Origin of the sequence: Paraburkholderia sp. IMGN_8, from assembly GCF_038050405.1 — a bacterium.
Taxonomy (GTDB): domain Bacteria; phylum Pseudomonadota; class Gammaproteobacteria; order Burkholderiales; family Burkholderiaceae; genus Paraburkholderia.
In genome coordinates this window covers 3,431,610-3,456,657 of the sequence record NZ_CP150900.1, presented here as the reverse complement: position 1 = coordinate 3,456,657, position 25,048 = coordinate 3,431,610, and the positions used below count along the sequence as shown (strand labels likewise).

Here is a 25,048-nt window from a genome sequence, read left to right as displayed (position 1 = left end):
TCGCCACGTGAGCGTTCCGCTATCCGCTATGCACTATGAAGCGCCGGCTTCGTCTTCCGCCGCCGCTTCTTCAAGCGCGGGCAAGGGCAGCACCGACTCAAGCGTGCGCAACCCCGCAGCCAGCGCCCGCTTCTCGGCCGGCGACAAGCGCTTGACCCAATACTCGGCGCGCGACGCGCCCGAGCGGTCCGCCAGCTCAAACGACGCCAACACCTGCACCGGCTTGCGCGAACGCGTATAACGCGCGCCCGCGCCGCTCACGTGTTTGTCGAAGCGCGCCTGCACGTCGGTGGCGATGCCGGTGTAGACACTGCCGTCCGAGCATTCGAGCAGATACAGATACCACGCCATCGTGTGCTTCAGCCTTTGAACGGATTATGTTCACGCAGCTCGTCCACATACGCGTGGATGCTGTTCTTCTCGTTGTCGAGGAAGTGTCCGACCGCATCGGCGAAGGCCGGATGCGCGAGCCAATGTGCCGAGCGCGTGACGGTCGGCAGAAAACCGCGCGCCATCTTGTGCTCGCCCTGCGCGCCGCCTTCGAACGCGCCGAGCTTTTCCTCGATGCAGAATTCGAGCGGCTGATAGTACGCGGTTTCGAAATGCAGGCAGGGTACGTGTTCGAGCGCGCCCCAGTAGCGTCCATACAGCGTGCCGCCGGTTTTTGCGTCGCGCTGGTAGATCACGAGCGAGCTGGCGATCGGCTTGCCTTCGTATTCGGCGATCACCAGCAGCAGGTTTTCCGGCATCGACGCGCCGATCATGCGGAAGAAATCGAGGTTCAGATACGGACTCGAAAAGTGCTCGCGGTAGGTTTGCCGATAGCACTTGCTGAAGAAACGCCAGTCGGCGTCCTGGATGTCTTCGCCGCGGATTCTGCGCATCGTCACACCGGCCTCGCGCACCTTGCGGCGCTCGGCGCGAATGTTCTTGCGCTTCTTTTGCTCGAGCGTCGACAGAAAATCGTCGAAGTCGCGATAGCCGTCGTTCAGCCAATGGAATTGCACGCCTTCGCGCTGCATCATGCCCATGTCGGTCAGCGCGTTCGCCTCCGTTTTGGTCGGAAACAGCACATGCAGCGACGACACGTCGGCTTGCTCGGCAAACGCCATCAGCGTTGCCGCCAGATGTCTGAGGGCATGCGTATCCGCCGACAACAGCCGGTTGCCTTGCACCGGCGTGAACGGCACCGCGCACAGCAGCTTCGGGTAATACGGCAAGCCATTGCGCTTGTACGCGTCGGCCCAGGCCCAATCGAAGACATACTCGCCGTACGAATGCCCCTTCAGATAGACGGGCGCGGCCGCCGCGAGCTTGCCTGAGCGCGGATCGGTCAGCGTGACGAATTGCGGCGCCCAGCCGGTATCGGCGACGGCGCATCGGGTCGCGGAGAGCGCGCTCAAAAACTCGTGCCGCAGAAAAGGCGTGGGCTGCGGTTGCTGCGCAAGCAGGGCGTTCCATTCGGCGGCGTCCACCTCGGAGGGCGAGGCCAGAATGCCCGTGCGATAATCAAAGCGTTCCTGGTTCAATCTGTGTGACTGTTTCCAATGAGCGACGCGTAGCGTTTAGCGGTGCGTCGTTCGTTTATCCGATTTGTCCGTTCCGTCGAGCTATCCAGCCGCGGTACTCGCAAGCCGCGTGGCTTGCCTGTCGATCCTGCCATGAAGACCCGAATCGCTCTTGCTCAAATCAATGTCACCGTCGGCGATTTCGCCGGCAATGTCGCGAAGATTGTCGCTGCTGCGCGCGCCGCGCACAACGATGGTGCGAAGCTGCTGATCGCACCGGAACTCGCGCTCTCCGGCTATCCGCCCGAAGACCTGCTGCTGCGCCCCGCGTTCTACACCGCGAGTGCGGCGGCACTGGCCGATCTCGCCGCGCAGCTCAAGCCGTTCGCCGGCCTGCATGTGATCGTCGGCCATCCGCTGCGTGACGCGGCGCACGGCCATGGTAATGCAAACGCGGCGATCGAGCGCGGCGTGCCGCCGGTCGATACGTTCAACGCGGCGTCGTTGATCGTCGACGGAGAGGTGGTCGGCACCTATCGCAAGCAGGATTTGCCGAATACCGAAGTGTTCGACGAGAAGCGCTACTTCGCATCCGACCCGAAGCCGTTCGTGTTCGAACTGGAAGGCGTGAAGTACGGCGTAGTGATCTGCGAAGACGTATGGCATGCATCGGCTGCGCAAATGGCGAAGTCGGCGGGCGCGCAAGTGCTGCTGATTCCGAACGGCTCGCCGTACCATCTGAACAAGGAAGCGGTGCGCGTCGATATTCTGCGCGCGCGGATCCGCGAGACAGGTTTGCCGATGGTCTACGTGAACATGGTCGGCGCGCAGGACGAACTGGTGTTCGACGGCGGCTCGTTCGTGCTCGACGGCGAAGGTGCGCTGGTCGCGAAGATGGCGCAGTTCGAGGAAGGCCACGCGATCGTCGAGTTCGACGGCGGCAAACCGCTGCCGGCAACGATCGCGCCGGAGTTGCCGCTCGAAGCGCAGGTGTACGCCGCGCTCGTCATGGGCGTGCGCGACTACATCAACAAGAACGGTTTCCCGGGCGCGCTGATCGGCCTGTCGGGTGGCGTCGATTCGGCGCTGGTGCTGGCCGTCGCCTGCGACGCGCTCGGCGCCGACCGTGTGCGCGCGGTGATGATGCCGTCGCGCTACACCGCCGGCATCTCCACGACAGACGCCGCCGAGATGGCCCGCCGCGTCGGCGTACGTTACGACGAGATCGCGATAGCACCGATGTTCGACGCGTTCCGCTGCTCGCTTGCCGGCGAATTCGCGGGCCGCGCCGAAGACGCCACCGAAGAAAACATCCAGGCCCGCATCCGCGGCACCTTGCTGATGGCGCTGTCGAACAAGTTCGGTTCGATCGTGCTGACCACTGGCAACAAGAGCGAAATGGCGGTTGGCTACTGCACGCTGTACGGCGACATGGCCGGCGGTTTCGCGGTCATCAAGGACATCGCCAAGACGCTGGTCTACAAGCTGTGTCACTACCGCAACCAGGCGACCACGTTCGGCAAGCAGAACGTGATTCCCGAGCGGATTCTGACGCGCGCGCCATCGGCCGAGCTGCGCGAGAATCAGACCGATCAGGACAGCTTGCCGCCGTACGAAGTACTCGACGCGATCATGCGCATGTACATGGAAGAGGATCGCTCGCTCGCCGAAATCATCGCAGCGGGCTACGCGGTCGAAGACGTGAAACGCGTCACGCGTCTCATCAAGATCAACGAGTACAAGCGTCGGCAGGCGCCCATCGGCATTCGCGTCACGCACCGCGCGTTCGGCCGCGACTGGCGTTATCCGATTACATCGGGCTATACCGAACCGGTCGAGTGAACAGGGCCGCGAGTTGGAACGAACGCTGATGAATGTCTATAAGCGCGCGCCGGATTGCCGCAACGCATCCGGCGCGGCGTAGAATAAAAACCATCCATTTCCCTTTCAAACTTCCAATCACGAGACGAGGTTCGCCATGAAGCGCATCACTGCAGTCATCAAACCGTTCAAACTCGACGAAGTGCGCGAGGCGCTCGCTGAAGTCGGCCTGACGGGGCTGACCGTTACCGAAGTCAAAGGCTTCGGCCGGCAAAAAGGTCACACCGAGCTCTATCGTGGTGCAGAGTATGTGGTCGACTTTCTGCCGAAGGTGAAGATCGAAGTGGTGGTCGCGGACAATCAATGCGACCAGGTGATCGACGCGATCATCGGCGCGGCGCGCACCGGCAAGATCGGCGACGGCAAGATTTTCGTCGCGGACGTCGAGCGCGTAATCCGTATTCGCACGGGTGAGGAAAACGAAGCGGCGGTTTGAGCGGCTCGGCCTTAAGCATTAGAACGCCGGTATAAAGCGCCGCCGGCATTGCAACGTACGCACCGCGCTGGTGCGCCGGGGCCGTAGAAAAACCGCGCGTGGAAATAAAAAACGGTGCGATACCCTTTCGGACATCGCACCGATACGCGCCTCTCGCAGCAGCGTGAAAAAGATTCCCTTGAAGATCGTGTGACTACGCCCCGAAGGAAGTCCCCTTGGGGCACACCGTTCGCTTAGAACGAGTGTTGAATACCTGCGTACACGCCGGTCTGGCTCTTGCCATGCAGCGGGTTCTCGTTGTAGCCAGCCGAGGTTTGGCCGCCAGGACCTTCGGCGTTGGCGTCCAGACCGAAGTTAGCCGTCTTGCTGTTGCGCACGGTTGCGACCTGGAGGTCCAGCAGCGTGCGCTTGGACAGGTTGTACGAGCCGCCGATCGTGTAGATCGTTGCGTTACCCGCGCCCTTGTTCGCGTTCACGTGATAGACCGCTGCGATCAGTGCGGCAGCCGGCGTGGCTTGCCACGTCACACCACCCCATTCGTGATCGAGCGAAGTCGGAGCCTGGCCCGCTGCGCTGGCTGCGCCCGACGTACGGATCGCCTGGTACGCGGCCTGGATCTTGAACTGGCCGAGGAACACGTTGGCCGCGGCCGTGTATTCACGCGAGAACGTGAACGGGTCAGTGAATTGACCGTTTGCGTTATTGCGGATTTCGTCGTACAAGCCGCGCACCTGGAACAGCGACGAGGTGTACGTGAGTTGCAGACCGGCTTCGCGGCCTTGCGGCGTCGTGCCGTTACCGTTCCAGCTCGTGGCATTCGACAGGGCGTACTGACCATACATGTCAAAGCCGTAGAGCTTCGGCGACTGATACGCAATGTTGTTGCTCGATTGCGGCCAGTTGCGGCCACGCACCAGCGATGCCGACGACCAGTTCGACTGACCGAACGGGTCGAAGTCCCACACGCCGTTCGAGATGAAGAGCATGCGGCCCAACGTCAGCGTACCGTACGCGTCGTTCGACATACCGACCGTTGCCCAGCGATTGAAGAGGCCGCCGCCGCCAGGGCCTTGACCGTTCATGGTGTTGAACGAGCCTTCCAACTGGAACAGAACCTTATTGCCGCCGCCGATGTCTTCGACGCCCTTCATGCCCCACAGGCTCGTGCCCCAGTCACCGCTTTCCGCACGGAAGCGCGACGTGGAACCGGTATAGCTGTTGTTCGGAAGGCCACTGATGTATTCGAGGCCAGCGTCAAGGCGGCCGTACAGCGTTACGCTGCTTTGGGCGTGCGCAACTACACCGGCTGTCATCAGCGCCGCGGCGAGCAAAGCTTTCTTCATCTTCTCCTCCATACCCTGTCAAAAAGTAAAACCCAGTACTGCGAATGGTGTTCGGACGCAAGCAGCGCCGAACAGAAATCGGTACCAGGGAGATTAGCGGGTGGATTGGGCCTCCTGCCGTGACGGGTAGCCTGGGTGGCTATTCTGAGCGTCATGCCGATCCCTCGCCGACCGGTTCTCCTCTGTGTTTTGAAGTGAAACTACTTTTAATGAACTTTGTTTTGCTACTTTGGTTACTAATTTATCAAAAATACCCTTGTCTGGGAGAAGAAATTAGTACCTGTCCTGGCAGGTGTCTCCAAATTGCAATACGAATGTGCTCGAGGAACTGTTGCGACACTCGAAAAACGGCCGGAAACCCTTGTGCGACAAGGGAATCACGGTTCGGGGCGAACAACGTTAAGGATTGCCACTATTGACGCATTAAATGCAGCAGAGTAGGGCGGAAGAGGTGGGAATTCGAGCATACGGGCAGGCATTTCGCGGCGCAAAAGACCGGAATGCACAGGTGAGCGAAACAAAAAAGGCGCTTGTAAGCGCCTTGTAATGCTACTTCGACTACAGCCCAAATAGCGGGCCGTACAAACGTCTCTATTTGAGGCTTCCGGAGAGGAACTGTTTGAGCCGTTCGCTCTTCGTGTTCCTGAACACTTCGTCGGGATGGCCTTCTTCCTCGACGCGGCCTTGATGCAGGAACATCACGTGATTCGACACGTTGCGTGCGAACGCCATCTCGTGTGTGACGACGATCATCGTGCGGCCTTCTTCGGCTAGCGTCTGCATGACCTTCAGCACTTCGCCGACCAGTTCGGGATCGAGCGCGGAAGTGGGTTCGTCGAACAGCATCACATCCGGATGCATGGCCAAGGCTCGCGCAATCGCCACGCGTTGTTGCTGGCCGCCCGACAGATGCGACGGGTACTGCTTCTCAAGACGCGGAGCGAGGCCCACTTTCTCCAGGTACTGACGCGCGCGTTCTTCGGCTTCCTTGCGTTTCAGACCGAGTACATTGATCGGCGCCTCGATGATGTTCTCGAGCACGTTCATGTGCGCCCACAAGTTGAAGTGCTGGAACACCATCGACAGCTTGGTGCGTACGCGCTGCAACTGCTTCGGATCGGATACGCGCAGCGCGCCGGCCTTGCCGATCTGCGTACGCACTTCTTCGCCGTCGACGAAGATGCGTCCCGAGTTCGGCTGCTCGAGGAAGTTGATGCAGCGAAGCATCGTGCTCTTGCCCGAACCGGACGAGCCGATCACGCTGATCACGTCGCCGGCGTTGGCCTTCAGCGACACGCCCTTGAGGACTTCGTTGTCGCCGTACTGTTTGTGAAGCTCGTCGACGAAGAGCTTTTGCTTCTTGGTGTTCATCGGGATCCTTGGCGGACTTACTTGCTTGGGGCTAGATGCCCTGGGTTACTTGCCTTGCGGCCGCAGGTAAGCGAGCCAGCGGCGCTCGGCGCGGCGGAACAGCCACACGAGCGCGAAAGAAATCAACAGATAGAGCAGGGCGGCGAGGCCGAACGCATTGAACGACTGATACGTGGCCGAGTTCACGTCGCGGGCGATCTTGAGGATGTCCGGCACGGTCGCGGTGAAGGCGACGGTGGTGGCGTGCAGCATCAGGATCACTTCGTTGCTGTAGTACGGTAGCGCGCGGCGCAGCGCCGACGGCAGAATCACCCGCCGGTACAGCGTGAACGACGACATGCCGTAAGCGCGCGCCGCTTCGATCTCGCCGTACGGCGTCGCCTTGATCGCACCGGCGAAAATCTCGGTGGTGTACGCGCAGGTGTTCAGCGTGAACGCGAGCAGCGTGCAATGCATGCCGTCGCGGAAGAACGCATTGGTCAGTTCGTGATTGCGGATGATTTCGAGGCTGTACAAGCCGGTATAGCAGAGCAGCAACTGTACGTAGAGCGGTGTGCCGCGAAATATATACGTATACAGCCACACGAGACCGGCGAGCCATTTCTTCTTCGAGACGCGCGCTACCGCGAGCGGGATCGACAGGCAGAAGCCGAGCCCGATCGACACCACCAGCAGCCATAGCGTGATCGCGAGGCCGGTGAAACGGTAGCCGTCGGTATAAAGATAGTTGCGCCAATATTCCTGGATGATCCCGATCATAGATCCGCCTTTCGCACGCCGGTCGAGTAACGCTTTTCGAGGTACATCAGCACGAAGTTCGACACTGTGGTGATGACGAGATAGATCGCCCCTGCGAACAGGGTGAAGAAGAAGAACCGCAGCGTGCCTTTGCCGGCATCCTGCGAGGCCTTGACGACGTCGGCGAGACCGATGATCGACACCAGCGCTGTGGCTTTCACCATCACCTGCCAGTTATTGCCGATGCCTGGCAGCGCGAAGCGCATCATCTGCGGGAACATCACGCGTGAGAACACCTGCCAGCCGGTCATGCCGTACGCCGCGCCTGCTTCGAGCTGGCCGCGCGGTACCGCGAGAAACGCGCCGCGAAAGGTCTCGGTGAAGTACGCGCCGTAGATGAAGCCGAGCACCGCGACGCCGGCCACGAACGGGTCGATGTCGATCTGGTCCCAGCCGAACAGGTCGGTCATGTTGTTCAGCCAGATCTGGATGCTATAGAACAGCAGCAGCATCAACACCAGATCGGGTACGCCGCGCACCAGCGTCGTGTAGACGGTGCCGACACTATATGAAACGCGATTCTTCGACAGTTTCGCCGCCGCGCCGAGCAGGCCCAGTACGAAAGCGAACGCCAGCGACAACACCGCCAGTTTGACGGTTTGCCAGGTGCCGTTGAGAAGCAACGGGCCGTAGCCTTGGAGGAACATATGGGGTCCTTGACGATGCGTGGGACGCACCGCGAAAGACGCGGCCAGCTATGCGCCGCGTTTGCCGCGAGCCTGAGCCCGCTGTGACCTGCGGCGCACAGCGCACCGCTGTGCAAATCATGACTGCATGGCCGTTGCCGGCCTTGCAGCGCGCGTTTCGATTCTCGTTTTGAATCTGGTTTGAAGCTCGTTTGAATCTATTCCCGACTGTATTCCGAAGCCAGGGGAAAGCCCATGCGGGCGAGCCCCGAGTTTCGTGGGTGCTGCGTGTTGCTTTGTATTGCGGGTGGACTGCTCGGTGACTGGCTCAGTGCCCCGGATAGATGTCGAAGTCGAAGTACTGCTTGGCGAGCTTCCTGAACGTTCCATCCTGGTGAACTTGCGCCAGCGCCTGATTGAACATCGCCTTCAGTTCGGCGTCGTCCTTGCGCAGACCGATGGCCGTGCCTTCACCGATCGTCTTCGGGTCCTTCACTTCCGGGCCGGCCCATGCGAAGCCTTTGCCGCGCGGCGTCTTCAGGAAACCGGCGTCGGCTTGCACTTCGTCTTGCAGGGCGGCGTCGAGGCGTCCTGATGCGAGGTCGGCATACACCTGATCCTGATTCTGGTAGGGCACCACGGTCACGCCTTTGGGCTCCCAATATGCTTTTGCGTAGGCTTCCTGAGTCGAGCCTTGCTCGACGCCTACGCGTTTGCCCTTCAGTGATTCAACCGTCGGCAAGAGCGGCGAACCGGCCTTGGCGATCATGCGGGCCGGAGCGTCGAACAGCTTGTCGGAGAAGTCGATCTGTTCGCGGCGCTTGTCCGTGATGGTCAGCGACGACACGATCGCGTCATACTTCCTGGCCTTCAATGCGGGGATGATGCCGTCGAGGTCCTGCTCGACCCACACGCACTTGACGTTCATCTTCGCGCACAGCGCGCGGGTCAGATCGACGTCGAAGCCGACTACTTGCCCGCTGGCCGCCTTCGATTCGAACGGCGGGTAGCTGGCGTCCACCCCAATGCGCACGGTTTTCCATTCTTTCGCCATGGCGCCGGTGGCCATGACGGCAAGCGCCACGCACAGTGCGAACTTCTTCATGTTTCTCCTGGATCAAACTGATCGTCGTGTGGTTCGATCTCGACGATCGCCGGCTTGTGGCCGGCCGTCGCTATTCTAGGCGGTCAAAATTGTCGCGCCGCGTGTGGATGCTGCCACGGCGCAGCTAGCGCCGGTTCGGCGCATCGAGGGGCATGTGCGCGTGCTTGACGCCCGCGGCTGCCCCGTCGCAGCCCAGCATGCCGAGCCCGCCGGCAAGCCCGCGCGCCGACGTCGTCTCGAAAAGGGCGGTATTTTACCCGAACAGGGGCGGTGCGCCAGTGAGGAACCCATAGGGCGGTGGCTAGGTGGGCGGATGCGTTGTGCATGCGCGACGCCGTTGCCCGCTGCTTTGTCCGTTTTTGCCTGCTGTGATCAGCCGTTGCCGGAAATGGGCTGGCGTTCGTATCCGGGGGCCGGCCATCCGGGGCAGGCCGCCTGGAAGCCGGCTGCCCGGACGCCGGCTGCCAGCTGGCCGGGCCGCGCGCCGCACTGCCGCTCGATTGCACGGATTTATGAAACGATCCGGTGCGTCCGCGAGGATTGTTTAGCGCACGTCGCGCCCATACATTCTGGCCATCGTTATTTACCGACCGGGAGTACCCCATGATCGAGATTCGCCGTTCCGACGAGCGTGGCCATGCCAACCACGGCTGGCTCGACTCGTATCACAGCTTCTCGTTTGCCGACTACCGCGACCCGCAACACGTGCATTTCGGACCGCTGCGGGTCATCAATGAAGATCGCATCGCCGGCGGCCAGGGCTTCGGCACGCACGGCCATCGCGACATGGAGATCGTCACGTACGTGCTCGACGGCGCGCTCGCGCACCGCGACAGCATGGGCAACGGCTCGACGATCCGTCACGGCGACGTGCAGCGGATGAGCGCCGGCACGGGCGTGATGCACAGCGAGTTCAATGCGTCGGCGAACGAGCCGCTGCACCTGTTGCAGATCTGGGTAATCCCGCAACGCGCGGGCGACCAGCCCGGCTACGAAGAAAAACGCTTCAACGACGCCGACAAGCGCGGCCGTCTGCGCGTGGTCGCTTCGCCCGACGGCCGCGACGGTTCCGTGACGATTCACGCGGATGCGTCGATCTACGCGGCGCTGATCGATGGTGCAGAGCAGGCTGAGTTTGCGTTGCCGAAGGGACGGCTTGCATACGTGCACGTGGCGCGGGGCGCGCTGAGCGTGAACGGCGAAGCGCTCAATGCCGGTGACGCGGCAAAGCTCGTCGAGACCGACAAGGTGACGCTCGACAAGGGCGACAACGCCGAAGTGCTGCTGTTCGATCTGGGGCCGCTTAACGGCTAAGCATCTAAGTAGATAAACCGCCGAGCGGCTGAGCGTTCATGATCGATAGTTGAGGACGCAACTAGTGCACCGGCATCCACGCTGCGGGTTCAAACGAAAACGCCACGGAAAATTTTCCGTGGCGTTTTTGCATTCCGGTGGCGGTCAGCCAAGGCCGCCACCCGTAGTATCTGCCGCTTACTGACTGGCAGCCGGCGCCGACGCTGCGCCCTTCCGATTTTCCCAGCGCTCGTGCATCTTTTCGTGACGCGCTTCCATCTTCGCAAAGCGCTGTTTCAGCGCGGTGCTGACGGTGGTCTTCTGCTGGTCGTTCAGGCCGTTATAAAACTTGAGCCACGCATCCGAAGTTTGCTGACGCAGTTGTGCGTCCTTCTGCTCGATTTGCTGATGTGCCGCGGCCATCGCGTTCAGGTCCAGAATGGGCTGCTGCTGCGCCGCCTTGAACTGGTTCTTCATCTGTTCATGATTGGCGCGCATGGCCTCGTGGTTCTGCTTCATGGTGTCGAGCGCGGCTTGCCACTGCTTCTCCTGATCCGCATTCAGCTTCAACTGGTCATGCAGTTGCGACAGTTCTTTCATGAAGTGGCCATGCCAGCCGTCGGGACCGCTGCGACCGTCATGAGCGGGTTGTACGGCATAGGCAGCGCCCGCGCCGATGGCGAGAGCAGTGGCGGCAACGGCGAGAATGCGCGACATTTTTCTGGTGGACATGTAAAGCTCCTTGTAATGGAATAGCCGACGATGCAACCGGCAACAGAGGACGGCCTGCATTCGGTAAGACACAGCGTAGAGAACTGCGCCCGGCGCTGTGTTACGCCGCCCGATGCCGCTATTACGAGGGATTACGTGCGCCTTTCACCGTAACACCCGGTAACCCTTCAGGGCAGTCCGGAAACGAAAACCCATCCTCCCGCGCGTTAAACTTCATCTCATGGCTACTCAAATACTTGTCGTCGACGACGACGTCGAATTGCGCGATCTGCTGCGCGACTATCTGGCCCGTCAGGGCATCGAGGTCTCGGTGCTGCACGACGCCGGCTCGCTCGAGCGGCGGCTCGAGCGCGAGCGCCCGGATCTGATCGTGCTCGATCTGATGATGCCCGGCGTCGACGGGCTGACCGCGTTGCGCAAGCTGCGCGCGTCGGGGGACGACATTCCCGTCATCATGCTGACCGCGCGTGCGGACGACGTCGACCGGATCGTCGGTCTGGAGCTCGGCGCGGACGACTACCTCGGCAAGCCGTTCAACCCGCGCGAGCTGCTGGCGCGTGTGCAGGCGGTGTTGCGGCGGCGCCGCACGCTACCGTCGGCGGCGGCGCCGGAGCAGCGCGAGCCGTTCAACTTCGGCCGCTTCACGCTGGATTTCCAGTCGCGCACGCTGCATCTCGAAGACAAGCCGCTCACGCTGTCGGGCAGCGAATTCGCGCTGTTGAAGATTTTCGTTAATCACCCCATGCGCACGCTTACGCGCGAGCGCCTGCTCGAACTGCTGCACGGTCCGGAATACGACGGCACCGACCGCGGCATCGACGTGCAGGTGTGGCGTTTGCGCCGCATCCTCGAAACCGATCCGTCCACGCCGCGCTTCATTCAAACGGTGCGCGGGCGCGGCTACGTGTTCGTGCCCGACGGCGAACAGCATGCGCCGTCCCATTGATTCGCTGTTCGGACGGCTGGCGCTGCTAGTCGTCGCGGTGCTGCTGCTGTCGCATTTCGCGTGGTACGCGCTGATGCGCCTTGAGCGCAGCCAGCTGCAAGCGCGCTACGCGGTCGAGGAAGCCACATTCCTCGTCGACGCGGTGCGGCAGCACGTCGCTCATACGCCGGACCAGCCGTTGCCGTCGCGTGTGAGGCTGGTCGATCCGGCCAGTCCGGACGTGCCGGCGGACACCACAAACCTGCCGGCGTCGCTCGCGCGGTTTGTCGAAGACGTGCGCGACCGCATGCCGTCCGGTACCCTGGTGCGGATCGGTCAGCCGGGCCATCCGCCCACGCTGTGGGTGCGCACCACCGCGGACCGCAGCTGGATCGTCGTGCCGGTGCAGCCGTTGCGCACGCCCCGTTCGCTCGACCGCACGGTGCTCTGGCTCGCGATCATCTTTTCGTTCGCGGTGATGGCGGCGCTGTTTGCCGCATGGGCGTTGCAGCAGCCGTTGCGCTCGCTCGCTCAGGCGGTGGCGCGGTTCGGCCGCGGCCTGCCGGTGCCGCCGGTGCCCGAGCGAGGCCCGCGCGAATTGCGTCAGTTGACGCATGGCTTCAACCAGATGGTTCAGGAAGTGGCGCGTACCGAACACGACCGCGCCGTGATGCTGGCCGGCGTCGCGCACGACCTGAAAACGCCGCTCGCGCGTTTGCGGCTGCGCGCCGAGATGATGGACGAAGTGAAGATGCGCGACGGCGTGGTGCGCGACGTCGATTCGATGACGCATATCGTCGAGCAGTTTCTGGTGTTCGCTCATGACGGCGCCGATCGCAGTGAAGCAGTCGAAGTGGATGCGCAGTGCGAGCGCGTGGTGCGCAGCTATCGCGCGGTGGCGGCCGGTGCGCCCAGCGTGCAGACCGAACTCAACGCAGGGCCGGGTTTCGTGCTGCCCGCGGCCACGCTCGACCGGATTCTGTCGAATCTGCTCGACAACGCACACGCTTATGGCGCGCCGCCGATCGTTGTCGCCACGGAGCGCACGCCTCAGGGCTTTACGCTGTCGGTGCGTGATAACGGCAGCGGTATCGCCGCGCAGGATCTGATCAACGCGAGCCGTCCGTTCGTGCGGCTCGATCCGGCGCGCGGCGGCAACGGCCATAGCGGTCTGGGGCTGGCGATCGTCGAGCGGCTGGTGCGGCGTGCGGGCGGCGAGTGGGAAATCGGCAACCACGAGGGCCGTGGCTTGCAGGTTTTGATGAGCTTTCCGTTCGATTCCGTGCCGCGCGTCGCGGCGGCGTCGGAAAGCGCCTGGTAGGTCAGGGGTGGGGGCGGCAGGCGCTTGCCCCTGCATATTCCAGGACGCGCGTTTGAGCGCGCGCCGCTAGTCTTCTGAAAACAGCGTGTTCAGCGCATTCGCCGCCTCGCTATCCACCGTATTCCACGTCACCGTTTCGGCTTCGAAGATGTAGTGCGTCGTGTATTTGCCGAGACGAGCGAGTATCTCTTCCTGAATCAGTTCCGGCGCGACATCCAGTTTCAGATACCACGCGGTCGACGACAGGCGCGTCTGAAATGCGCCATATTCGGCCAGCAGATGGTCGAACGCGTCAGCATCGTGATCGCGGCAGACGATGACCAGATTTCCCTTCATGCGAATCTCCCGTTAGAGCGGTAGCGGCAACCTCAATATCAGGGTCGATGATACCTGCTTCGTCAGGGCGTGCTGAAGGGCGGGTCTTGCGGGGTCTTGCGTTGCGTCATCTACTGGATTCATCGATGCGTGCGTGGGTGCGTCCCGATGTGCATCTATTTTTACCAGGCGCTAGCCACCGTGCGGGCCGGCGGGGCGGTGTCGTCAGGCGGCAGGGCTTCAGTACGGTCGCGGCCGCCGGTCTTCGCCGCGTACAGCGCGAGGTCGGCGCGGCTCATGATCCGCTCGGGCAGATCGTCGGGCGAGAGTTCAGTGATGCCGATACTGACGCTCAGGCCTACCGCGGCAGGCAGCTTCGCCGAAGGAACCGCCTTCAGGCGCATGCGCAGCCGCTCGACCACCTCGCGGCCGCCGGCGAGGCCGGTGGCCGGCAGCAGCAAGCCGAATTCTTCACCGCCGAGCCGGCCGACCGCATCGGCGCCGCGCAGTTCGGCGCGGCAGGTGTCGACGAAATGCTCGAGCGCGCGGTCGCCGGCGGCGTGGCCGAAGCGGTCGTTGATCTGCTTGAAGTGATCGAGGTCGGCGATTGCCATGCACAGCGGCTCGTTGTTCGCATGCGCGCGTTCGATCTCGTGCCTCAGCAAGTCGAGGAAATAGCGCCGCGACAGCGCGCCGGTCAGCGCATCGTGGCGCGCCTCGGCCGACAGCAGCGTATTGGCCGACTGCAATTGTTCAGCGAGGTCGCGCGTGGCGCGATGATGGCGCCGCTCGCGCACATACGACACAGTGATCACCCACGCCAGCGCGACCGTGCCGGCCAGCGTCAGAAACACCAGCAGATGATCGCGCTTGTGATTGCGCAGCAGTTCAGGCCAGGCCGCGAGCGGGTCGACCAGATGGGCCGACAGTCCCGAGTTCAGTCCACCGCGCGCCTGGTACAGCGACGGCACGGGCCGCTCGGTCATGCCGAACAGTTGCGCGGCAATCGAGGTGGGCACCCACGGCGCCTGGTCGCGCACCTGTGGGGCGACCTGAATCCGTACATCGGGGAACGACTCGCGGTGATAGATGATCTGGCGTTCGGCCTCGCTCAGATGCTGAACCCGCGAGTCCGGCAGCGCGTGGCCTTCGAGCGCGCTGTCGTGCGCCATGATGATGACGCCGTTCTCATCGGCGACAAAGGTGCCGGCATGCGCGACCCAGTGGCGCAACCGCGCGATCCCCACTTTGGCGACCACCGCCCCGACCAGCAAGCCGTCTGCGTACACCGGCGCCGCGATGAAGATGCCCGGTTCGCCGCTCACGCGGCCTACGCCGTAGGCCTCCGAGAACGCGCCAAGCAGCGCGTTCGTCAGGTAGCCGCGCGTGCGCATATCGGCGCCGACGAGGGAGCGCTCCGCAGCCAGCGGGTTGTGGACGGAGCTGCTCGATGCGACACATATGCCGTTGGCGTTGACGAGCCAGATCTGATCGAGCCCGGAGAAGCCTTGCGCGTCATGTAGAAAGTCGCTGACAGCGGCCATCTGCGGGTCTTTTAGCAACGCGGCGCGCTGGGCGGGTTCCGCCGCTTCGCCGTTCGCGGCATAATTCTGCGATTGTGACAGCGCGTGCTGGACCACATCCATCTCGGCCATGGTTGCCGGAATGGCCCGCGACATGGCGAGGTCGCTGGCGATGACCTCGGCCATGTTGTCGACGATCGACGTGGACATCTGCCGCTGCACGCGCAAGGCTGCGTCCAGCTCTTGCTGTACCATCCGGTCCGCGACCATGCCGGCCACGAACCAGCAAACGAGCGCGATCAGCACGAAGCTGATCGGTCCGGTTGCCTGGCGCAAGGTTGCCCTGTTCATCGACCCTCTGATCCGTCTGGCTGTGACATGCAACAAGCTCGTTCGTGGCGGCGCGCTGGCGCCGAATCGTCTTTGTGGAAACGGGCGGCGAGGTGCCGCTGCGGCCCGGGATAAATCGCGAACATGCGCGTCGTTCCCGATTTTAACCGTCGTGGGGCCAGACGCCACCGTTATTGCGGGAATGCGAAGTACACCCGCATAGCCCATCAGGTTCTTAACGGCACCGTGCCGGGTTTCTGAATGGTTCAACGGGTTTTCCGGGTAGCCTGGAGCGCGCCGGATGGATCCGAGACCGGGTCCGGGTGTGGCTGGCGCGCGACGGTAAATAATTGCGGTACGGCTTGCCAGTGATGAACCGAGGGCCTTTGCTGGGTGCTTGCCGCTATTTACTGGGAAAGGTTGTGCCTGAAACATAGGATGGTGTAGTGTCGTGCCGTCCAAAACAAGGAGAGCTCGCCAGCCTACGGGCGGCGCCTGCGGCGACAGAGGAGTCCGGCTTCGCGGTACCGGTCCAGGGCATGCCCGAGGACACGTCCGCCACCGGTCTACGTGTCTCCAACGCTAACGATTTACCGCGCACACGCGTTTTGCCATGCCTGATTTCCGCTTTCCGGACCAATCTTCAGACCGCCGCGCCGAAGCCTCGGCCTCCTTTATGCACTTGAATGCTTGTCACAACGGGGAGGGCGCCTGATGGACTTCAGTTTCGACCTGAAACGCACCGCCAATGCTTCGGCGTGGCGATTGCTGCCTAACGGCTGGGATTTCGTCGCCTTCCCGTTGATCATCTGCGTGATCGCGATGGCCGCCATCGGCTTTCATCAGACGCTGGCGCCGATGTCGACGCTGAAGACCCAGGTCATCTCGCTCGACCCGACGAACCTGCCTGAATACGCGATGCGTACCACACTGCGCATGCTTGCGGCGATGGTGGCGTCGCTGACCTTCACGCTGATTTACGGCACGCTCGCCGCGAAGAGCCGCCGTGCGGGCCTCGTGCTGGTGCCGATTCTCGACATCCTGCAGTCGGTGCCGGTGCTGGGCTACATTTCGTTTACGGTCACGTTCTTCGTCGCGTTGTTCCCGGGGCGCGTGCTGGGCGCGGAGCTCGCGGCGATCTTCGCGATTTTCACGAGCCAGGCGTGGAACATGACCTTCAGCTTCTATCAGTCGCTGCGCACGGTGCCGCGCGACCTGGACGAAGTCTCGCGCGGCTTCCATCTGACCGGATGGCAGCGCTTCTGGAAGCTCGAAGTGCCGTTCTCGATGCCCGGCCTCATCTGGAACATGATGATGTCGATGTCGGGCGGCTGGTTCTTCGTCGTGGCCTCCGAAGCCATCACGGTGGGCAACAACACGATTACGCTGCCGGGGATCGGCGCGTACCTGGCGCAGGCGATCTCCGATAGGAACATGCACGCGATCGGCTGGGTAATTCTGGCGATGACGGTCGTGATTCTGGCCTATGACCAGTTCCTGTTCCGCCCGCTCGTCGCGTGGGCCGACAAGTTCCGCATGGAAACGACGAGCTCCGGCAACGCACCGGAGTCGTGGCTGCTCGATCTGATCCGCCGTACCCGCCTGATTCACCGCCTGCTCGTGCCGATCGGCTGGGTCTTCGCGAACGCCGCGCGCGTGCCGATGCGTCTGCCGGCATTCGACCGCGTTCGCTTCGCGATTCCGCAGCGCCAGAAATCGTCGCGCGTGGGCGACATCGTCTGGGGGATCCTGGTGATCCTGCTGACCGTGTATGTGGTCTATCGTGTGGTGGCTTATGTGCGCACCGGTGTGACGCTCGACGAAGTGGAGCACGTGGTCCTGCTGGGCCTCATCACGCTGATGCGCGTGGCGCTGCTGATCGCTCTCTCGTCGCTGATCTGGGTGCCGCTCGGTGTGCTGATCGGGCTGCGTCCGGCGCTCGCCGAAAAGATCCAGCCGCTCGCGCAGTTTCTGGCCGCGTTCCCGGCCAACCTGCTGTTTCCCGTGTTCGTGATCGTGATCGTGCGCTTTCACCTGAACCCGGACATCTGGCTGTCGCCGCTGATCGTGCTCGGCACCCAGTGGTATATCCTGTTCAACGTGATTGCGGGCGCCAGTTCCTACCCGAATGACTACCGGGAGGCGGCCACCAACTTCGGCATCCGCGGCTGGCAGTGGTGGCGCAAGGTGATGCTGCCGGGCATTTTCCCGTACTACGTGACGGGCGCGATTACCGCATCCGGTGGCGCGTGGAACGCGAGTATCGTCTCCGAGTTCGTTCAGTGGGGCGATACCAAAGTCGTCGCACACGGTCTGGGTGCGTACATCGCGCAGACTACCGCCGCGGGCGACTTTCCGAAAATCATTCTCGGCATTGCCGTGATGTCCCTGTTTGTGACCTTGTTCAACCGCCTGCTGTGGCGTCCGATGTACGCCTATGCCGAGGCCAAGCTTCGGCTCGATTGACAGTAAATTTAAGGCAAAACGCGATGCAAAATCCTAAAGCTGCCGTAACCGCCGCGCCGGTCCAGACGCCGCCGATGCCTCCGCGCCTGGGTGATGAGATTCTGTGCGTCAAGGACGTGTGCAGAGGGTTCAACAAGACTCAAGGTGAGTTGCTCGTCCTCGACGATGTGAACCTGTCGCTGCGCGAAGGTGAGATCGTCGGCATGCTGGGCCGTTCGGGCTCCGGCAAGTCGACACTGTTGCGTATCATCGCCGGCCTGATCGAGCCGACCGATGGCGAAGTGACGTATATGAGCAAGCCGCTCGACGGCCCGGCGAAGGGCGTCGCGATGGTGTTCCAGACCTTCGCGCTGTTCCCGTGGCTGACCGTTCTGCAGAACGTGGAAGCGGGCCTCGAAGCACAAGGCGTGGGTGCGCGCGAGCGCCGCGAACGTGCGCTGGCCGCGATCGACCTGATCGGTCTCGACGGTTTTGAAAACGCTTATCCGCGCGAGTTGTCGGGCGGCATGCGTCAGCGCGTCGGCTTTGCACGCGCGCTGGTGGTCGATCCGACGCTGCTGCTGATGGACGAGCCGTTTTCCGCCCTCGACGTGCTGACCGCCGAAACGCTGCGTACCGACTTGCTCGACCTGTGGACGCAAGGCCGCATGCCGATCAAATCGGTGCTGATCGTCACGCACAACATCGAGGAAGCGGTGTTCATGTGCGACCGCATTCTGGTGCTGTCGTCGAACCCGGGCCGCGTGATCGCCGAGATCAAGGTGCCGTTCAAGCATCCGCGCAACCGGCTGGATCCGGCATTCCGCCGTCTGGTCGACGAGATCTACGCAAAGATGACCGCGCGCCAGACCGACGAAGCGACCAAGAAGGGCCTCGAACTCGGCAGCTGGTTGCCGCACGTGTCGACCAACTTGATGGCCGGTCTGATCGAGACGCTGGCCGCCGCGCCGTACCACGGCCGCGCGGACATGCCGGAAATCGCCCGCTCGCTGCATCTGGAGGTGGACGATCTGTTCCCGGTCGCCGAAGTGCTGCAGCACCTGGGTTTCGCCGACGTGCGTGAAGGCGACATTTTCCTGACGCCGCCGGCGCGGGTGTTTGCCGAGTTCGGCACGCAAGAACGCAAGATGATGTTCGCCGAGCATCTGCTGCGGCACGTGCCGCTGGCGGCGCGGATCAAGAAGGTCTTGAACGAACGGCCGGGGCATCGCGCGCCGCGGGTGCGCTTCGAGCAGGAACTGGAGGATTTTCTGTCGGACAGCGCCGCGGAAGAGACGCTCGACGCGGTGATCAACTGGGGCCGTTATGGCGAGATCTTCTCGTACAACGACCAGACCGAAATTTTCAGTCTGGAAGACGTGGAGTCTTAAGCGCGGTCGAGACGACTAAGACGCTTCAAGCAAAAAGCGGCAGGGGAGACCCTGCCGCTTTTTTATTGCAGATTGCCCCAGCGTTCGACCGCCGGTTCCGCGGACGCCCACTTCCAGCCTTTGTTCTGCTGGCACGCGCTGCCGGTGTACCAGTCTTCGTGCGCGTTCGGGCCGTCGCCGTCCTGGACTGAAAACACGAATTCCTTGCACAGCGTCAGCGCCGAACCGAACGCGCGCGTCACGCGCACCTTGCCGTGACCGTTCTCGATCGGCAACGTGTGCTTGACCGCCCAGGGCCGCGTCTCGCCGACCGGCATTGCGCCTGCTAACGCGGCGATCAGGTTCTGCTGATCGGCGTGCATGTTGCGCATATAGCGGCCGATGGCTTCGTCGGTAGCCGCCTGCACCGCGATGCCGACGCCGATGCCCACGGCCGGATTGGTGGTCACGAGACCCGACGCGACGCCGGCCGCCGCGCCGCTCGCCGCACCGACCGACGAGCAGCCGCTCGTCAGCAGACTGGCGCCGGCACAGAGTGCGCCGGCCAGTACGAGCCGCAGCCGGTTGCTGGAAAGCGCAGGTGGGACCAAACGCGGAACCAAACGCGAAACCAGTCGCCCCTTCATTGCAGCGCGCCCCAGCGTTCGGTGGCGGGTTCGGCCGACGCCCATTTCCAGTTGTCGCCGTCGCGGCAGATCGAAGCGACATAGAACGCGCTGCTCGCGGGCACATTTTTAGTGACGGTCTGATCGACCGAGAAGACGATTTCCTTGCAGTCGAGCGCGCCGCTGCTGATCGTGCGGCTGACGGTGACGCGGCCATGTTCGTCGTCTTCGATCGGCATCGAGTGGGTCACGCTCCACGGCGCGATTGCGCCGACTTCGAGCGGTCCGGCGATTTTGGCGATGCCGTCCTGCGTATTCTTGTGGACCACGCGCTCCGAGTATTGCACTCCGGCGCGGGCCGCGGCCACCGCGCCGAGACCGATGCCGGTGGCGACCGCTGCATTGTTGGTGACCTTCGCCGCGAGCGCGGCGCCTGCGATACCGGCGCCGGTGGTGGCGCCTTCCGAGTAGAGCGAACCACAACCGCTCAACGCCGACGAGATCACAACCGCCAACGCGACAAACGCCGTTGCATTGGAGCATCCGCGTTTGGCCGTTGGTTTTTTTCGTACGGCCCACACCATACTTTTTTGCATTTTTCTATCTCTGCTTCTGCCTGTGCCTTTCATTCACGCTCAAAGCGAGTTTGTGAACGAACGGCACGTCGATCCTTTCGTTGCAATACGCGCTGCCGCATTTTGCAGGATGCCATTTGTAATTGGCAGAGGGAAAGTGCAAACAATTGCAAAAGATGATGCAAGTCCAATCGGTTTCTGTTGAGCAGATGCCGATTTACCTGGTGGTGCGAATGGATTGAAGCCGGGATGACGCAGCCTATTGCTCGATTTCTTCTTCCGCGTCGTCGTTGCCGTAGGTGCTCAAGCGGTTGTACAGCGTTTTCAGACTTACGCCGAGCGCTTTGGCCGCGCGCCGTTTGTCGCCGCCGCAATATTTCAGCGTACCGAGAATGATCTGCTTTTGCGCATCGGCGAGCGGCGTGCCGATCCACACGCTCATGGTATCGCCCTGCGTGACGGGCTTTTTCACGCGCGACGCGAGATGCGGATGCGGCAACTCCACCGTCTTCTCCGCGAGAATGAATGCGCGATACACGGCATTTTTCAGTTCGCGCACGTTGCCCGGCCAGGACCACGTGCGCAGCGTTTCGAGCGACCGTTTGCTGAAGCTCTTGTTCGCGCCTTCCTGCCGGTTCAGCAAAGCGAGGAAGTGTTGCGCGAGCAGCTCGCGATCGCCGTCGCGCTCGCGCAGCGGCGGCGCGCGCAACGGGAAAACGGCGAGACGGTACATGAGGTCTTCACGCAGGCCGTTTTCTTTGACGGCCACCGCGGGGTCGCGATTGGTTGCGGCGATCACGCGCACGTCGCCGTGAATCAGTTCGTTGCCGCCGACCCGATAGAACGTACCGGTCTCGAGCGCGCGCAACAGTTTGACCTGGCGTACCGGCGCCATCTCAGTAATTTCGTCGAGGAACAGCGTGCCGCCGTTCGCATGTTCGAAGTAGCCGACTCGGCCCTGAACCGCGCCCGTGAAACTGCCTTTCTCGTGGCCGAATAATTCGGCTTCGATCAGTTCATCGGGAATCGCGCCGCAGTTGACCGCGATGAACGGCGCCTCCTTGCGGCTGCTTTGATCGTGAATCGTGCGGGCGATCAACTCCTTGCCGGTACCCGATTCGCCGATGATCAGCGCGGTCGCGTCAGTGCTGGCGACGCGCTCGATCTGTTCGTACAGATCCAGCATCACCGGTGACGAGCCGTACAGCAGCCCGTACGATTTCAGGCCCGCGATGCCGTCCGCGACGCGCTGCTTCGCCTGTGCCGAAGCATGGCCGCCGGCGGAGACGGTGGGCGAGTCCAGATCGGTTGACGCCATAAACGGGGAGTCCTGTGCAAATGTGGTTCGTTGTTGCGGCGCGCAGGTCTATAACGAGATGGTGACCTGCGACCCCGGCGGCCAATATCTCACAAAAGTCGATTTAACCACTTTGACGGCGCTTGCGGCAATCCGTGTGACGGCCGGCGAAATACACGATGAGAGGCCAGTCGAAAGTGCCAGACGGGAAGAGGTTGAGGTCCACGAGCGGCAGATTGACCCGGCACGGTGTTTGCGGCTCACAGCCGGTGCGTGTCTGCTTCCGCGTCGGTTTCCTGCCTGGCGTTCTGGCCGCTCGCCAAGGCGCAGGCCACTCGACGCTGATCCGCTTCCTGACCAAAAGGAGTTCACGATGGCACGATCTAAATTTGGCATTTTCGGCGCGCTAATGGTTGTCGGCGGCTTGTTGGCCCTGCGCTATGTGCAGAAAAACCGCGCATCACAGGTTCCGGCGGAGCGCGATTTGAGCCGCTGGGAAGACGAGGGCGGTTCGGTGGCAACGCCCGCTACAGCGTCCGGCAGTGTCGAGCCGGAGAGCGTCAGTCCGGCCACCCATGCCGTCAAGGACTCGGAGCATCTGAACGGCAACGGTGGCGCATGGCCGTTTCCGCGCAGCTGAACGCCGCTGCGTCCACCGCATCGCCGGTGCGCCGCGCTTTGCCGCGCGACGGCCGGGATGTGGACCTGTCTTGTCCCGATAACGCCGTATAATAGGCAAATACACAACAATGGCGCATCAAACCCGCGGGTTTTTTCGTATATTGTTGCGATATTGAATTAAGTCAAGGGTTCAGTGCTTTTGCCAGGAAGTCAGTGTGTGCTCACATCCGGGCGCATCGCGGGCAGGCGAAACGCCGCCGGCCGGCTTTTTTAGCATGCGGTTCAGCATGGTCCTCCATTCAAGCTTTCGGGTTTTCGAGACGCGATGCCACACGTATTGATTGTCGATGACGATGCCGGTACCCGCGAGGCGCTCTCCGCCATCATCGGGGAAGACGGCCTCACCACCGCCACGGCAGGTGATTTGCGCGAAGCGCGCATTCAACTGGTCCGGCAGATGCCGGACGTCGTCTTTACCGACCTGAAGCTGCCCGACGGCAGCGGGGTCGATCTGTTCGAAGATCTCGATCCGCGCTCGGGCGTCGAGGTAATTGTGATTACCGGCCATGCCACGGTGGAATCGGCGGTCAACGCGCTGAAAATGGGCGCGACCGACTACCTGGTGAAGCCCATCAATATGCAGCGCGTGAAGGCGATTCTCTCGCGCCTGCCGCGCCCCGGCGATCTGAAGGCGGAAATCGGCACGCTGCGGGGCGAGTTGCGCCGCATGGGCCGCTTCGGTCTGATGCTCGGCAATTCGCCGGCTATGCAGGAGGTTTACGACCAGATCGCCCGCGTCGCGCCGACGGCGGCCTCAGTGATGCTGGTCGGCGAGTCGGGCACGGGTAAGGAAGTCGCGGCGCAGACCTTGCATCAGCTTAGCCTGCGCCGTAAGCACGCGTTCCTCGCGGTGAACTGCGGCGCGATCTCGCCGAACCTGATCGAGTCGGAAATGTTCGGCCACGAGCGCGGCGCTTTCACCGGCGCGGACCGGCAGCACAAGGGTTATTTCGAGCGCGCGAACGGCGGCACGCTGTTTCTCGACGAAATCACCGAAATGCCGATCGAGTTGCAGGTCAAGCTGCTACGCGTGCTGGAAACCGGCATGTTCATGCGGGTCGGCACGACGAGGGAAATCGAAACGGACGTGCGCCTGATCGCCGCGACCAACCGTGATCCGGAGCAGGCGGTGCTGGAAGGCAAACTGCGTCTCGACTTGTACCATCGCCTGAACGTGTTCCCGATCAGCCTGCCGCCTTTGCGCGACCGGGGCAAGGATGTGGAACTGCTTGCTCAGGCCTTCCTCGACGAACTCAACGAACGTCACAGCACGAAGAAGCATTTCCCCGCCGCGGTGAAGGATATGCTGCTGTCGTATCCTTGGCCGGGTAACGTGCGTGAGTTGAAGAATTACGTGCAGCGCGCGCACATCATGTCGGGTGCGGATTCGGACAGCACGGCAACGGTCCCGTTGCAGATCACGCTGTCCAAGCCCGCGGCCGGCACGGCGATCACGATTGCATTCGGCACGTCGCTCGCCGAAGCGGACCGTCAGCTGATTCTCGCGACCCTCGAACAGTGCGGCGGCGTGAAAACGCGCGCGGCTGAGATTCTCGGCATCAGTCTGAAGACGCTGTACAACCGTCTGGTCGAGTACGGCAACGACGCGCGTGACGAAAGCGACGCCGCCGACGAATCGCGCGCCTTGCGCGGCGCCGACGCTTAAAGCGCCACGCCTGCTACGCACATCTCACAGCGCGATCGCGCCGGGAGCGCGTCGATTACGGCACGGGCCTTGCTTCGATTCAATGGAACGCTAAAACGAGGATAACCGCCATGCCGGAATACGCTGCCGCTCCCGCGCTTCCCGAGCTTCCTCTAGCCTGGCACGCTCACCGTCCCGAGCCGGTCGAGCCGCCGTTCACGCCTGATGAGCCCGACACAACCCCGACGCCGGAGCCGGACGAACCGGTTGCGCCGCCGATCGGCGATCCGCCGCCGCAACCGACTCAAACGCCGCAAGCCGGCCGGCCTCGGCAGCAGCGCATGCCACGCTGACAGGCTTTGTGCGTTGCAGCACATACCGGCGCGGCGATTTTATGTACTTGTTACAAAGCCGGCGCATCTTTTACCGGCAATTTACCTTCGTGACCCCTAGACTATATTGATGCCGCCTTGTTTCGGCGGTGGCCTTCCCCCCTGGAGGCAGCGATCATGAGACATCCAGCACTGCGACGTTCCGCGCGCCACTCGAAGCGCGATTCCCGGCCGTCCAGCAGCAATAGCGACCCGTCGGCGTCGCCGGATCCGGCCGCGCAGAACCGCGTCGCGCCCAACGCTCCGCCGGACGGCGAGCACAACCAGGGCGGCGTGCGTCCGGAAGGGCTGGAATATCAGCGCGATCTGGGCTCTGAGCAGGACGCCTGAACGCCGTCTGCCGGGTGGTTGAAGGCGCTTGGGTTCGTCATACAAAGCAGAAAAAAATTCTTCACGGTGCGACGACTTCGCGCGTTTTCGCTCGTCCGTCACATTTGCATACATTTTTATTTCTGCTGTCTCATAAAACGGCACACGACTTGCATGCACCTTTTCGGCGCATATGCGTAT

Annotated in this window: 24 protein-coding genes; 11 read left to right on the top strand and 13 right to left on the bottom strand. The window is 62.6% G+C overall.

Features of this window, described 5'->3' with window-relative positions; translation table 11 throughout:
- Positions 1-33: 33 nt before the first annotated feature.
- Both WN982_RS15835 and WN982_RS15830 read right to left on the bottom strand, forming a co-directional pair.
- Positions 34-351: a GIY-YIG nuclease family protein gene (locus WN982_RS15835; RefSeq protein ID WP_341312881.1), complete on the bottom strand. Its 318-nt coding sequence runs from the start codon at positions 349-351 to the stop codon at positions 34-36.
- Between the two features lie 8 nt (positions 352-359).
- Positions 360-1,529, bottom strand: a complete 1,170-nt coding sequence (locus WN982_RS15830) for a GNAT family N-acetyltransferase (RefSeq protein WP_341312880.1) — start codon at positions 1,527-1,529, stop codon at positions 360-362.
- 132 nt (positions 1,530-1,661) lie between these two features.
- On the opposite strand from WN982_RS15830, the gene WN982_RS15825 reads away from it, so the two are divergent.
- Both WN982_RS15825 and glnK read left to right on the top strand, forming a co-directional pair.
- Positions 1,662-3,350, top strand: a complete 1,689-nt coding sequence (locus tag WN982_RS15825; RefSeq protein ID WP_341312879.1) for an NAD+ synthase — start codon at positions 1,662-1,664, stop codon at positions 3,348-3,350.
- Between the two features lie 136 nt (positions 3,351-3,486).
- Positions 3,487-3,825: a P-II family nitrogen regulator gene (gene glnK, locus WN982_RS15820; protein WP_006048444.1), complete on the top strand. Its 339-nt coding sequence runs from the start codon at positions 3,487-3,489 to the stop codon at positions 3,823-3,825.
- A 233-nt stretch (positions 3,826-4,058) separates the two neighbouring features.
- On the opposite strand, the gene WN982_RS15815 is transcribed toward glnK, so the two are convergent.
- From WN982_RS15815 to WN982_RS15795, 5 genes are all read right to left on the bottom strand, one after another.
- Entirely contained in the window at positions 4,059-5,168 is a 1,110-nt protein-coding gene (locus WN982_RS15815; RefSeq protein WP_341312878.1) for a porin, read from the bottom strand.
- A gap of 591 nt (positions 5,169-5,759) precedes the next feature.
- On the bottom strand, positions 5,760-6,539 hold the full coding sequence (locus tag WN982_RS15810; protein ID WP_115104241.1) for an ATP-binding cassette domain-containing protein: 780 nt from the start codon (positions 6,537-6,539) through the stop codon (positions 5,760-5,762).
- Positions 6,540-6,584: 45 nt separating this feature from the next.
- Entirely contained in the window at positions 6,585-7,298 is a 714-nt protein-coding gene (locus WN982_RS15805; protein ID WP_341312877.1) for an ABC transporter permease, read from the bottom strand.
- Entirely contained in the window at positions 7,295-7,984 is a 690-nt protein-coding gene (gene hisQ, locus WN982_RS15800) for a histidine ABC transporter permease HisQ (protein WP_341312876.1), read from the bottom strand. Before hisQ ends, WN982_RS15805 begins: the two co-directional genes overlap by 4 nt.
- A gap of 307 nt (positions 7,985-8,291) precedes the next feature.
- Positions 8,292-9,068 (bottom strand): ABC transporter substrate-binding protein, encoded by a 777-nt coding sequence (locus tag WN982_RS15795; protein ID WP_341312875.1) that lies wholly within the window; start codon positions 9,066-9,068, stop codon positions 8,292-8,294.
- Positions 9,069-9,671: 603 nt separating this feature from the next.
- Between WN982_RS15795 and WN982_RS15790 the strand changes: the two genes are divergently transcribed.
- A complete protein-coding gene (locus WN982_RS15790; protein ID WP_341312874.1) occupies positions 9,672-10,382 on the top strand; it encodes a pirin family protein in 711 nt (236 codons plus the stop codon).
- A gap of 177 nt (positions 10,383-10,559) precedes the next feature.
- On the opposite strand, the gene WN982_RS15785 is transcribed toward WN982_RS15790, so the two are convergent.
- Positions 10,560-11,093, bottom strand: a complete 534-nt coding sequence (locus tag WN982_RS15785; protein ID WP_341312873.1) for a periplasmic heavy metal sensor — start codon at positions 11,091-11,093, stop codon at positions 10,560-10,562.
- A gap of 220 nt (positions 11,094-11,313) precedes the next feature.
- Between WN982_RS15785 and WN982_RS15780 the strand changes: the two genes are divergently transcribed.
- Both WN982_RS15780 and WN982_RS15775 read left to right on the top strand, forming a co-directional pair.
- Positions 11,314-12,039 carry a response regulator gene (locus WN982_RS15780; RefSeq protein ID WP_091796232.1) on the top strand — a complete coding sequence of 242 codons (726 nt, stop codon included), beginning with the start codon at positions 11,314-11,316 and terminating at the stop codon, positions 12,037-12,039.
- On the top strand, positions 12,023-13,339 hold the full coding sequence (locus WN982_RS15775; protein ID WP_341312872.1) for an ATP-binding protein: 1,317 nt from the start codon (positions 12,023-12,025) through the stop codon (positions 13,337-13,339). The genes WN982_RS15780 and WN982_RS15775 overlap by 17 nt, the downstream gene beginning before the upstream one ends.
- Positions 13,340-13,405: 66 nt before the next feature.
- On the opposite strand, the gene WN982_RS15770 is transcribed toward WN982_RS15775, so the two are convergent.
- Both WN982_RS15770 and WN982_RS15765 read right to left on the bottom strand, forming a co-directional pair.
- The gene (locus WN982_RS15770; RefSeq protein ID WP_341312871.1) at positions 13,406-13,675 is read right to left on the bottom strand and encodes a hypothetical protein; all 270 of its coding nucleotides are present in this window, start codon (positions 13,673-13,675) and stop codon (positions 13,406-13,408) included.
- A 161-nt stretch (positions 13,676-13,836) separates the two neighbouring features.
- Positions 13,837-15,528 (bottom strand): diguanylate cyclase, encoded by a 1,692-nt coding sequence (locus WN982_RS15765; RefSeq protein WP_341312870.1) that lies wholly within the window; start codon positions 15,526-15,528, stop codon positions 13,837-13,839.
- Positions 15,529-16,221: 693 nt separating this feature from the next.
- On the opposite strand from WN982_RS15765, the gene WN982_RS15760 reads away from it, so the two are divergent.
- Both WN982_RS15760 and WN982_RS15755 read left to right on the top strand, forming a co-directional pair.
- Positions 16,222-17,973, top strand: coding sequence for an ABC transporter permease subunit (locus tag WN982_RS15760; protein ID WP_341312869.1), 1,752 nt, complete (start codon positions 16,222-16,224; stop codon positions 17,971-17,973).
- A gap of 23 nt (positions 17,974-17,996) precedes the next feature.
- Positions 17,997-19,343 (top strand): nitrate/sulfonate/bicarbonate ABC transporter ATP-binding protein, encoded by a 1,347-nt coding sequence (locus tag WN982_RS15755; protein ID WP_341312868.1) that lies wholly within the window; start codon positions 17,997-17,999, stop codon positions 19,341-19,343.
- Between the two features lie 62 nt (positions 19,344-19,405).
- Here the strand turns inward: WN982_RS15755 and WN982_RS15750 are convergent, their stop codons facing one another.
- The 3 genes from WN982_RS15750 to WN982_RS15740 form a co-directional block, all read right to left on the bottom strand.
- Positions 19,406-19,969, bottom strand: coding sequence for a hypothetical protein (locus tag WN982_RS15750; protein ID WP_341312867.1), 564 nt, complete (start codon positions 19,967-19,969; stop codon positions 19,406-19,408).
- The gene (locus tag WN982_RS15745) at positions 19,966-20,544 is read right to left on the bottom strand and encodes a hypothetical protein (protein ID WP_341312866.1); all 579 of its coding nucleotides are present in this window, start codon (positions 20,542-20,544) and stop codon (positions 19,966-19,968) included. The genes WN982_RS15750 and WN982_RS15745 overlap by 4 nt, the downstream gene beginning before the upstream one ends.
- Before the next feature lie 238 nt (positions 20,545-20,782).
- Positions 20,783-21,841 (bottom strand): sigma-54 dependent transcriptional regulator, encoded by a 1,059-nt coding sequence (locus tag WN982_RS15740; protein WP_341312865.1) that lies wholly within the window; start codon positions 21,839-21,841, stop codon positions 20,783-20,785.
- A gap of 352 nt (positions 21,842-22,193) precedes the next feature.
- Between WN982_RS15740 and WN982_RS15735 the strand changes: the two genes are divergently transcribed.
- The 4 genes from WN982_RS15735 to WN982_RS15720 all read left to right on the top strand — a co-directional run bounded on the left by WN982_RS15735 (position 22,194) and on the right by WN982_RS15720 (position 24,868).
- Complete coding sequence (locus WN982_RS15735) at positions 22,194-22,460, top strand: hypothetical protein (RefSeq protein WP_341312864.1); 267 nt, start codon at positions 22,194-22,196, stop codon at positions 22,458-22,460.
- Between the two features lie 306 nt (positions 22,461-22,766).
- Positions 22,767-24,167, top strand: a complete 1,401-nt coding sequence (locus tag WN982_RS15730) for a sigma-54 dependent transcriptional regulator (protein ID WP_341312863.1) — start codon at positions 22,767-22,769, stop codon at positions 24,165-24,167.
- A 110-nt stretch (positions 24,168-24,277) separates the two neighbouring features.
- Positions 24,278-24,499 carry a hypothetical protein gene (locus WN982_RS15725; RefSeq protein WP_341312862.1) on the top strand — a complete coding sequence of 74 codons (222 nt, stop codon included), beginning with the start codon at positions 24,278-24,280 and terminating at the stop codon, positions 24,497-24,499.
- Between the two features lie 156 nt (positions 24,500-24,655).
- Positions 24,656-24,868, top strand: coding sequence for a hypothetical protein (locus WN982_RS15720; protein ID WP_341312861.1), 213 nt, complete (start codon positions 24,656-24,658; stop codon positions 24,866-24,868).
- Positions 24,869-25,048: the final 180 nt, after the last annotated feature.

Excerpts from the sequence above, each read along its gene's own strand:
- WN982_RS15785 (WP_341312873.1), bottom strand. The coding sequence starts at position 11,093 with ATGTCCACCAGAAAAATGTCGCGCATTCTCGCCGTTGCCGCCACTGCT.
- WN982_RS15810 (WP_115104241.1), bottom strand. The coding sequence starts at position 6,539 with ATGAACACCAAGAAGCAAAAGCTCTTCGTCGACGAGCTTCACAAACAG.
- WN982_RS15750 (WP_341312867.1), bottom strand. The coding sequence starts at position 19,969 with ATGAAGGGGCGACTGGTTTCGCGTTTGGTTCCGCGTTTGGTCCCACCT.
- hisQ (WP_341312876.1), bottom strand. The coding sequence starts at position 7,984 with ATGTTCCTCCAAGGCTACGGCCCGTTGCTTCTCAACGGCACCTGGCAA.
- WN982_RS15805 (WP_341312877.1), bottom strand. The coding sequence starts at position 7,298 with ATGATCGGGATCATCCAGGAATATTGGCGCAACTATCTTTATACCGAC.
- WN982_RS15720 (WP_341312861.1), top strand. The coding sequence starts at position 24,656 with ATGAGACATCCAGCACTGCGACGTTCCGCGCGCCACTCGAAGCGCGAT.
- WN982_RS15835 (WP_341312881.1), bottom strand. The coding sequence starts at position 351 with ATGGCGTGGTATCTGTATCTGCTCGAATGCTCGGACGGCAGTGTCTAC.
- WN982_RS15760 (WP_341312869.1), top strand. The coding sequence starts at position 16,222 with ATGGACTTCAGTTTCGACCTGAAACGCACCGCCAATGCTTCGGCGTGG.
- WN982_RS15730 (WP_341312863.1), top strand. The coding sequence starts at position 22,767 with ATGCCACACGTATTGATTGTCGATGACGATGCCGGTACCCGCGAGGCG.
- WN982_RS15775 (WP_341312872.1), top strand. The coding sequence starts at position 12,023 with ATGCGCCGTCCCATTGATTCGCTGTTCGGACGGCTGGCGCTGCTAGTC.
- WN982_RS15755 (WP_341312868.1), top strand. The coding sequence starts at position 17,997 with ATGCAAAATCCTAAAGCTGCCGTAACCGCCGCGCCGGTCCAGACGCCG.
- WN982_RS15725 (WP_341312862.1), top strand. The coding sequence starts at position 24,278 with ATGCCGGAATACGCTGCCGCTCCCGCGCTTCCCGAGCTTCCTCTAGCC.
- WN982_RS15770 (WP_341312871.1), bottom strand. The coding sequence starts at position 13,675 with ATGAAGGGAAATCTGGTCATCGTCTGCCGCGATCACGATGCTGACGCG.
- WN982_RS15745 (WP_341312866.1), bottom strand. The coding sequence starts at position 20,544 with ATGCAAAAAAGTATGGTGTGGGCCGTACGAAAAAAACCAACGGCCAAA.
- WN982_RS15765 (WP_341312870.1), bottom strand. The coding sequence starts at position 15,528 with ATGAACAGGGCAACCTTGCGCCAGGCAACCGGACCGATCAGCTTCGTG.
- WN982_RS15735 (WP_341312864.1), top strand. The coding sequence starts at position 22,194 with ATGGCACGATCTAAATTTGGCATTTTCGGCGCGCTAATGGTTGTCGGC.
- WN982_RS15795 (WP_341312875.1), bottom strand. The coding sequence starts at position 9,068 with ATGAAGAAGTTCGCACTGTGCGTGGCGCTTGCCGTCATGGCCACCGGC.
- WN982_RS15815 (WP_341312878.1), bottom strand. The coding sequence starts at position 5,168 with ATGAAGAAAGCTTTGCTCGCCGCGGCGCTGATGACAGCCGGTGTAGTT.
- WN982_RS15825 (WP_341312879.1), top strand. The coding sequence starts at position 1,662 with ATGAAGACCCGAATCGCTCTTGCTCAAATCAATGTCACCGTCGGCGAT.
- glnK (WP_006048444.1), top strand. The coding sequence starts at position 3,487 with ATGAAGCGCATCACTGCAGTCATCAAACCGTTCAAACTCGACGAAGTG.
- WN982_RS15780 (WP_091796232.1), top strand. The coding sequence starts at position 11,314 with ATGGCTACTCAAATACTTGTCGTCGACGACGACGTCGAATTGCGCGAT.
- WN982_RS15740 (WP_341312865.1), bottom strand. The coding sequence starts at position 21,841 with ATGGCGTCAACCGATCTGGACTCGCCCACCGTCTCCGCCGGCGGCCAT.
- WN982_RS15790 (WP_341312874.1), top strand. The coding sequence starts at position 9,672 with ATGATCGAGATTCGCCGTTCCGACGAGCGTGGCCATGCCAACCACGGC.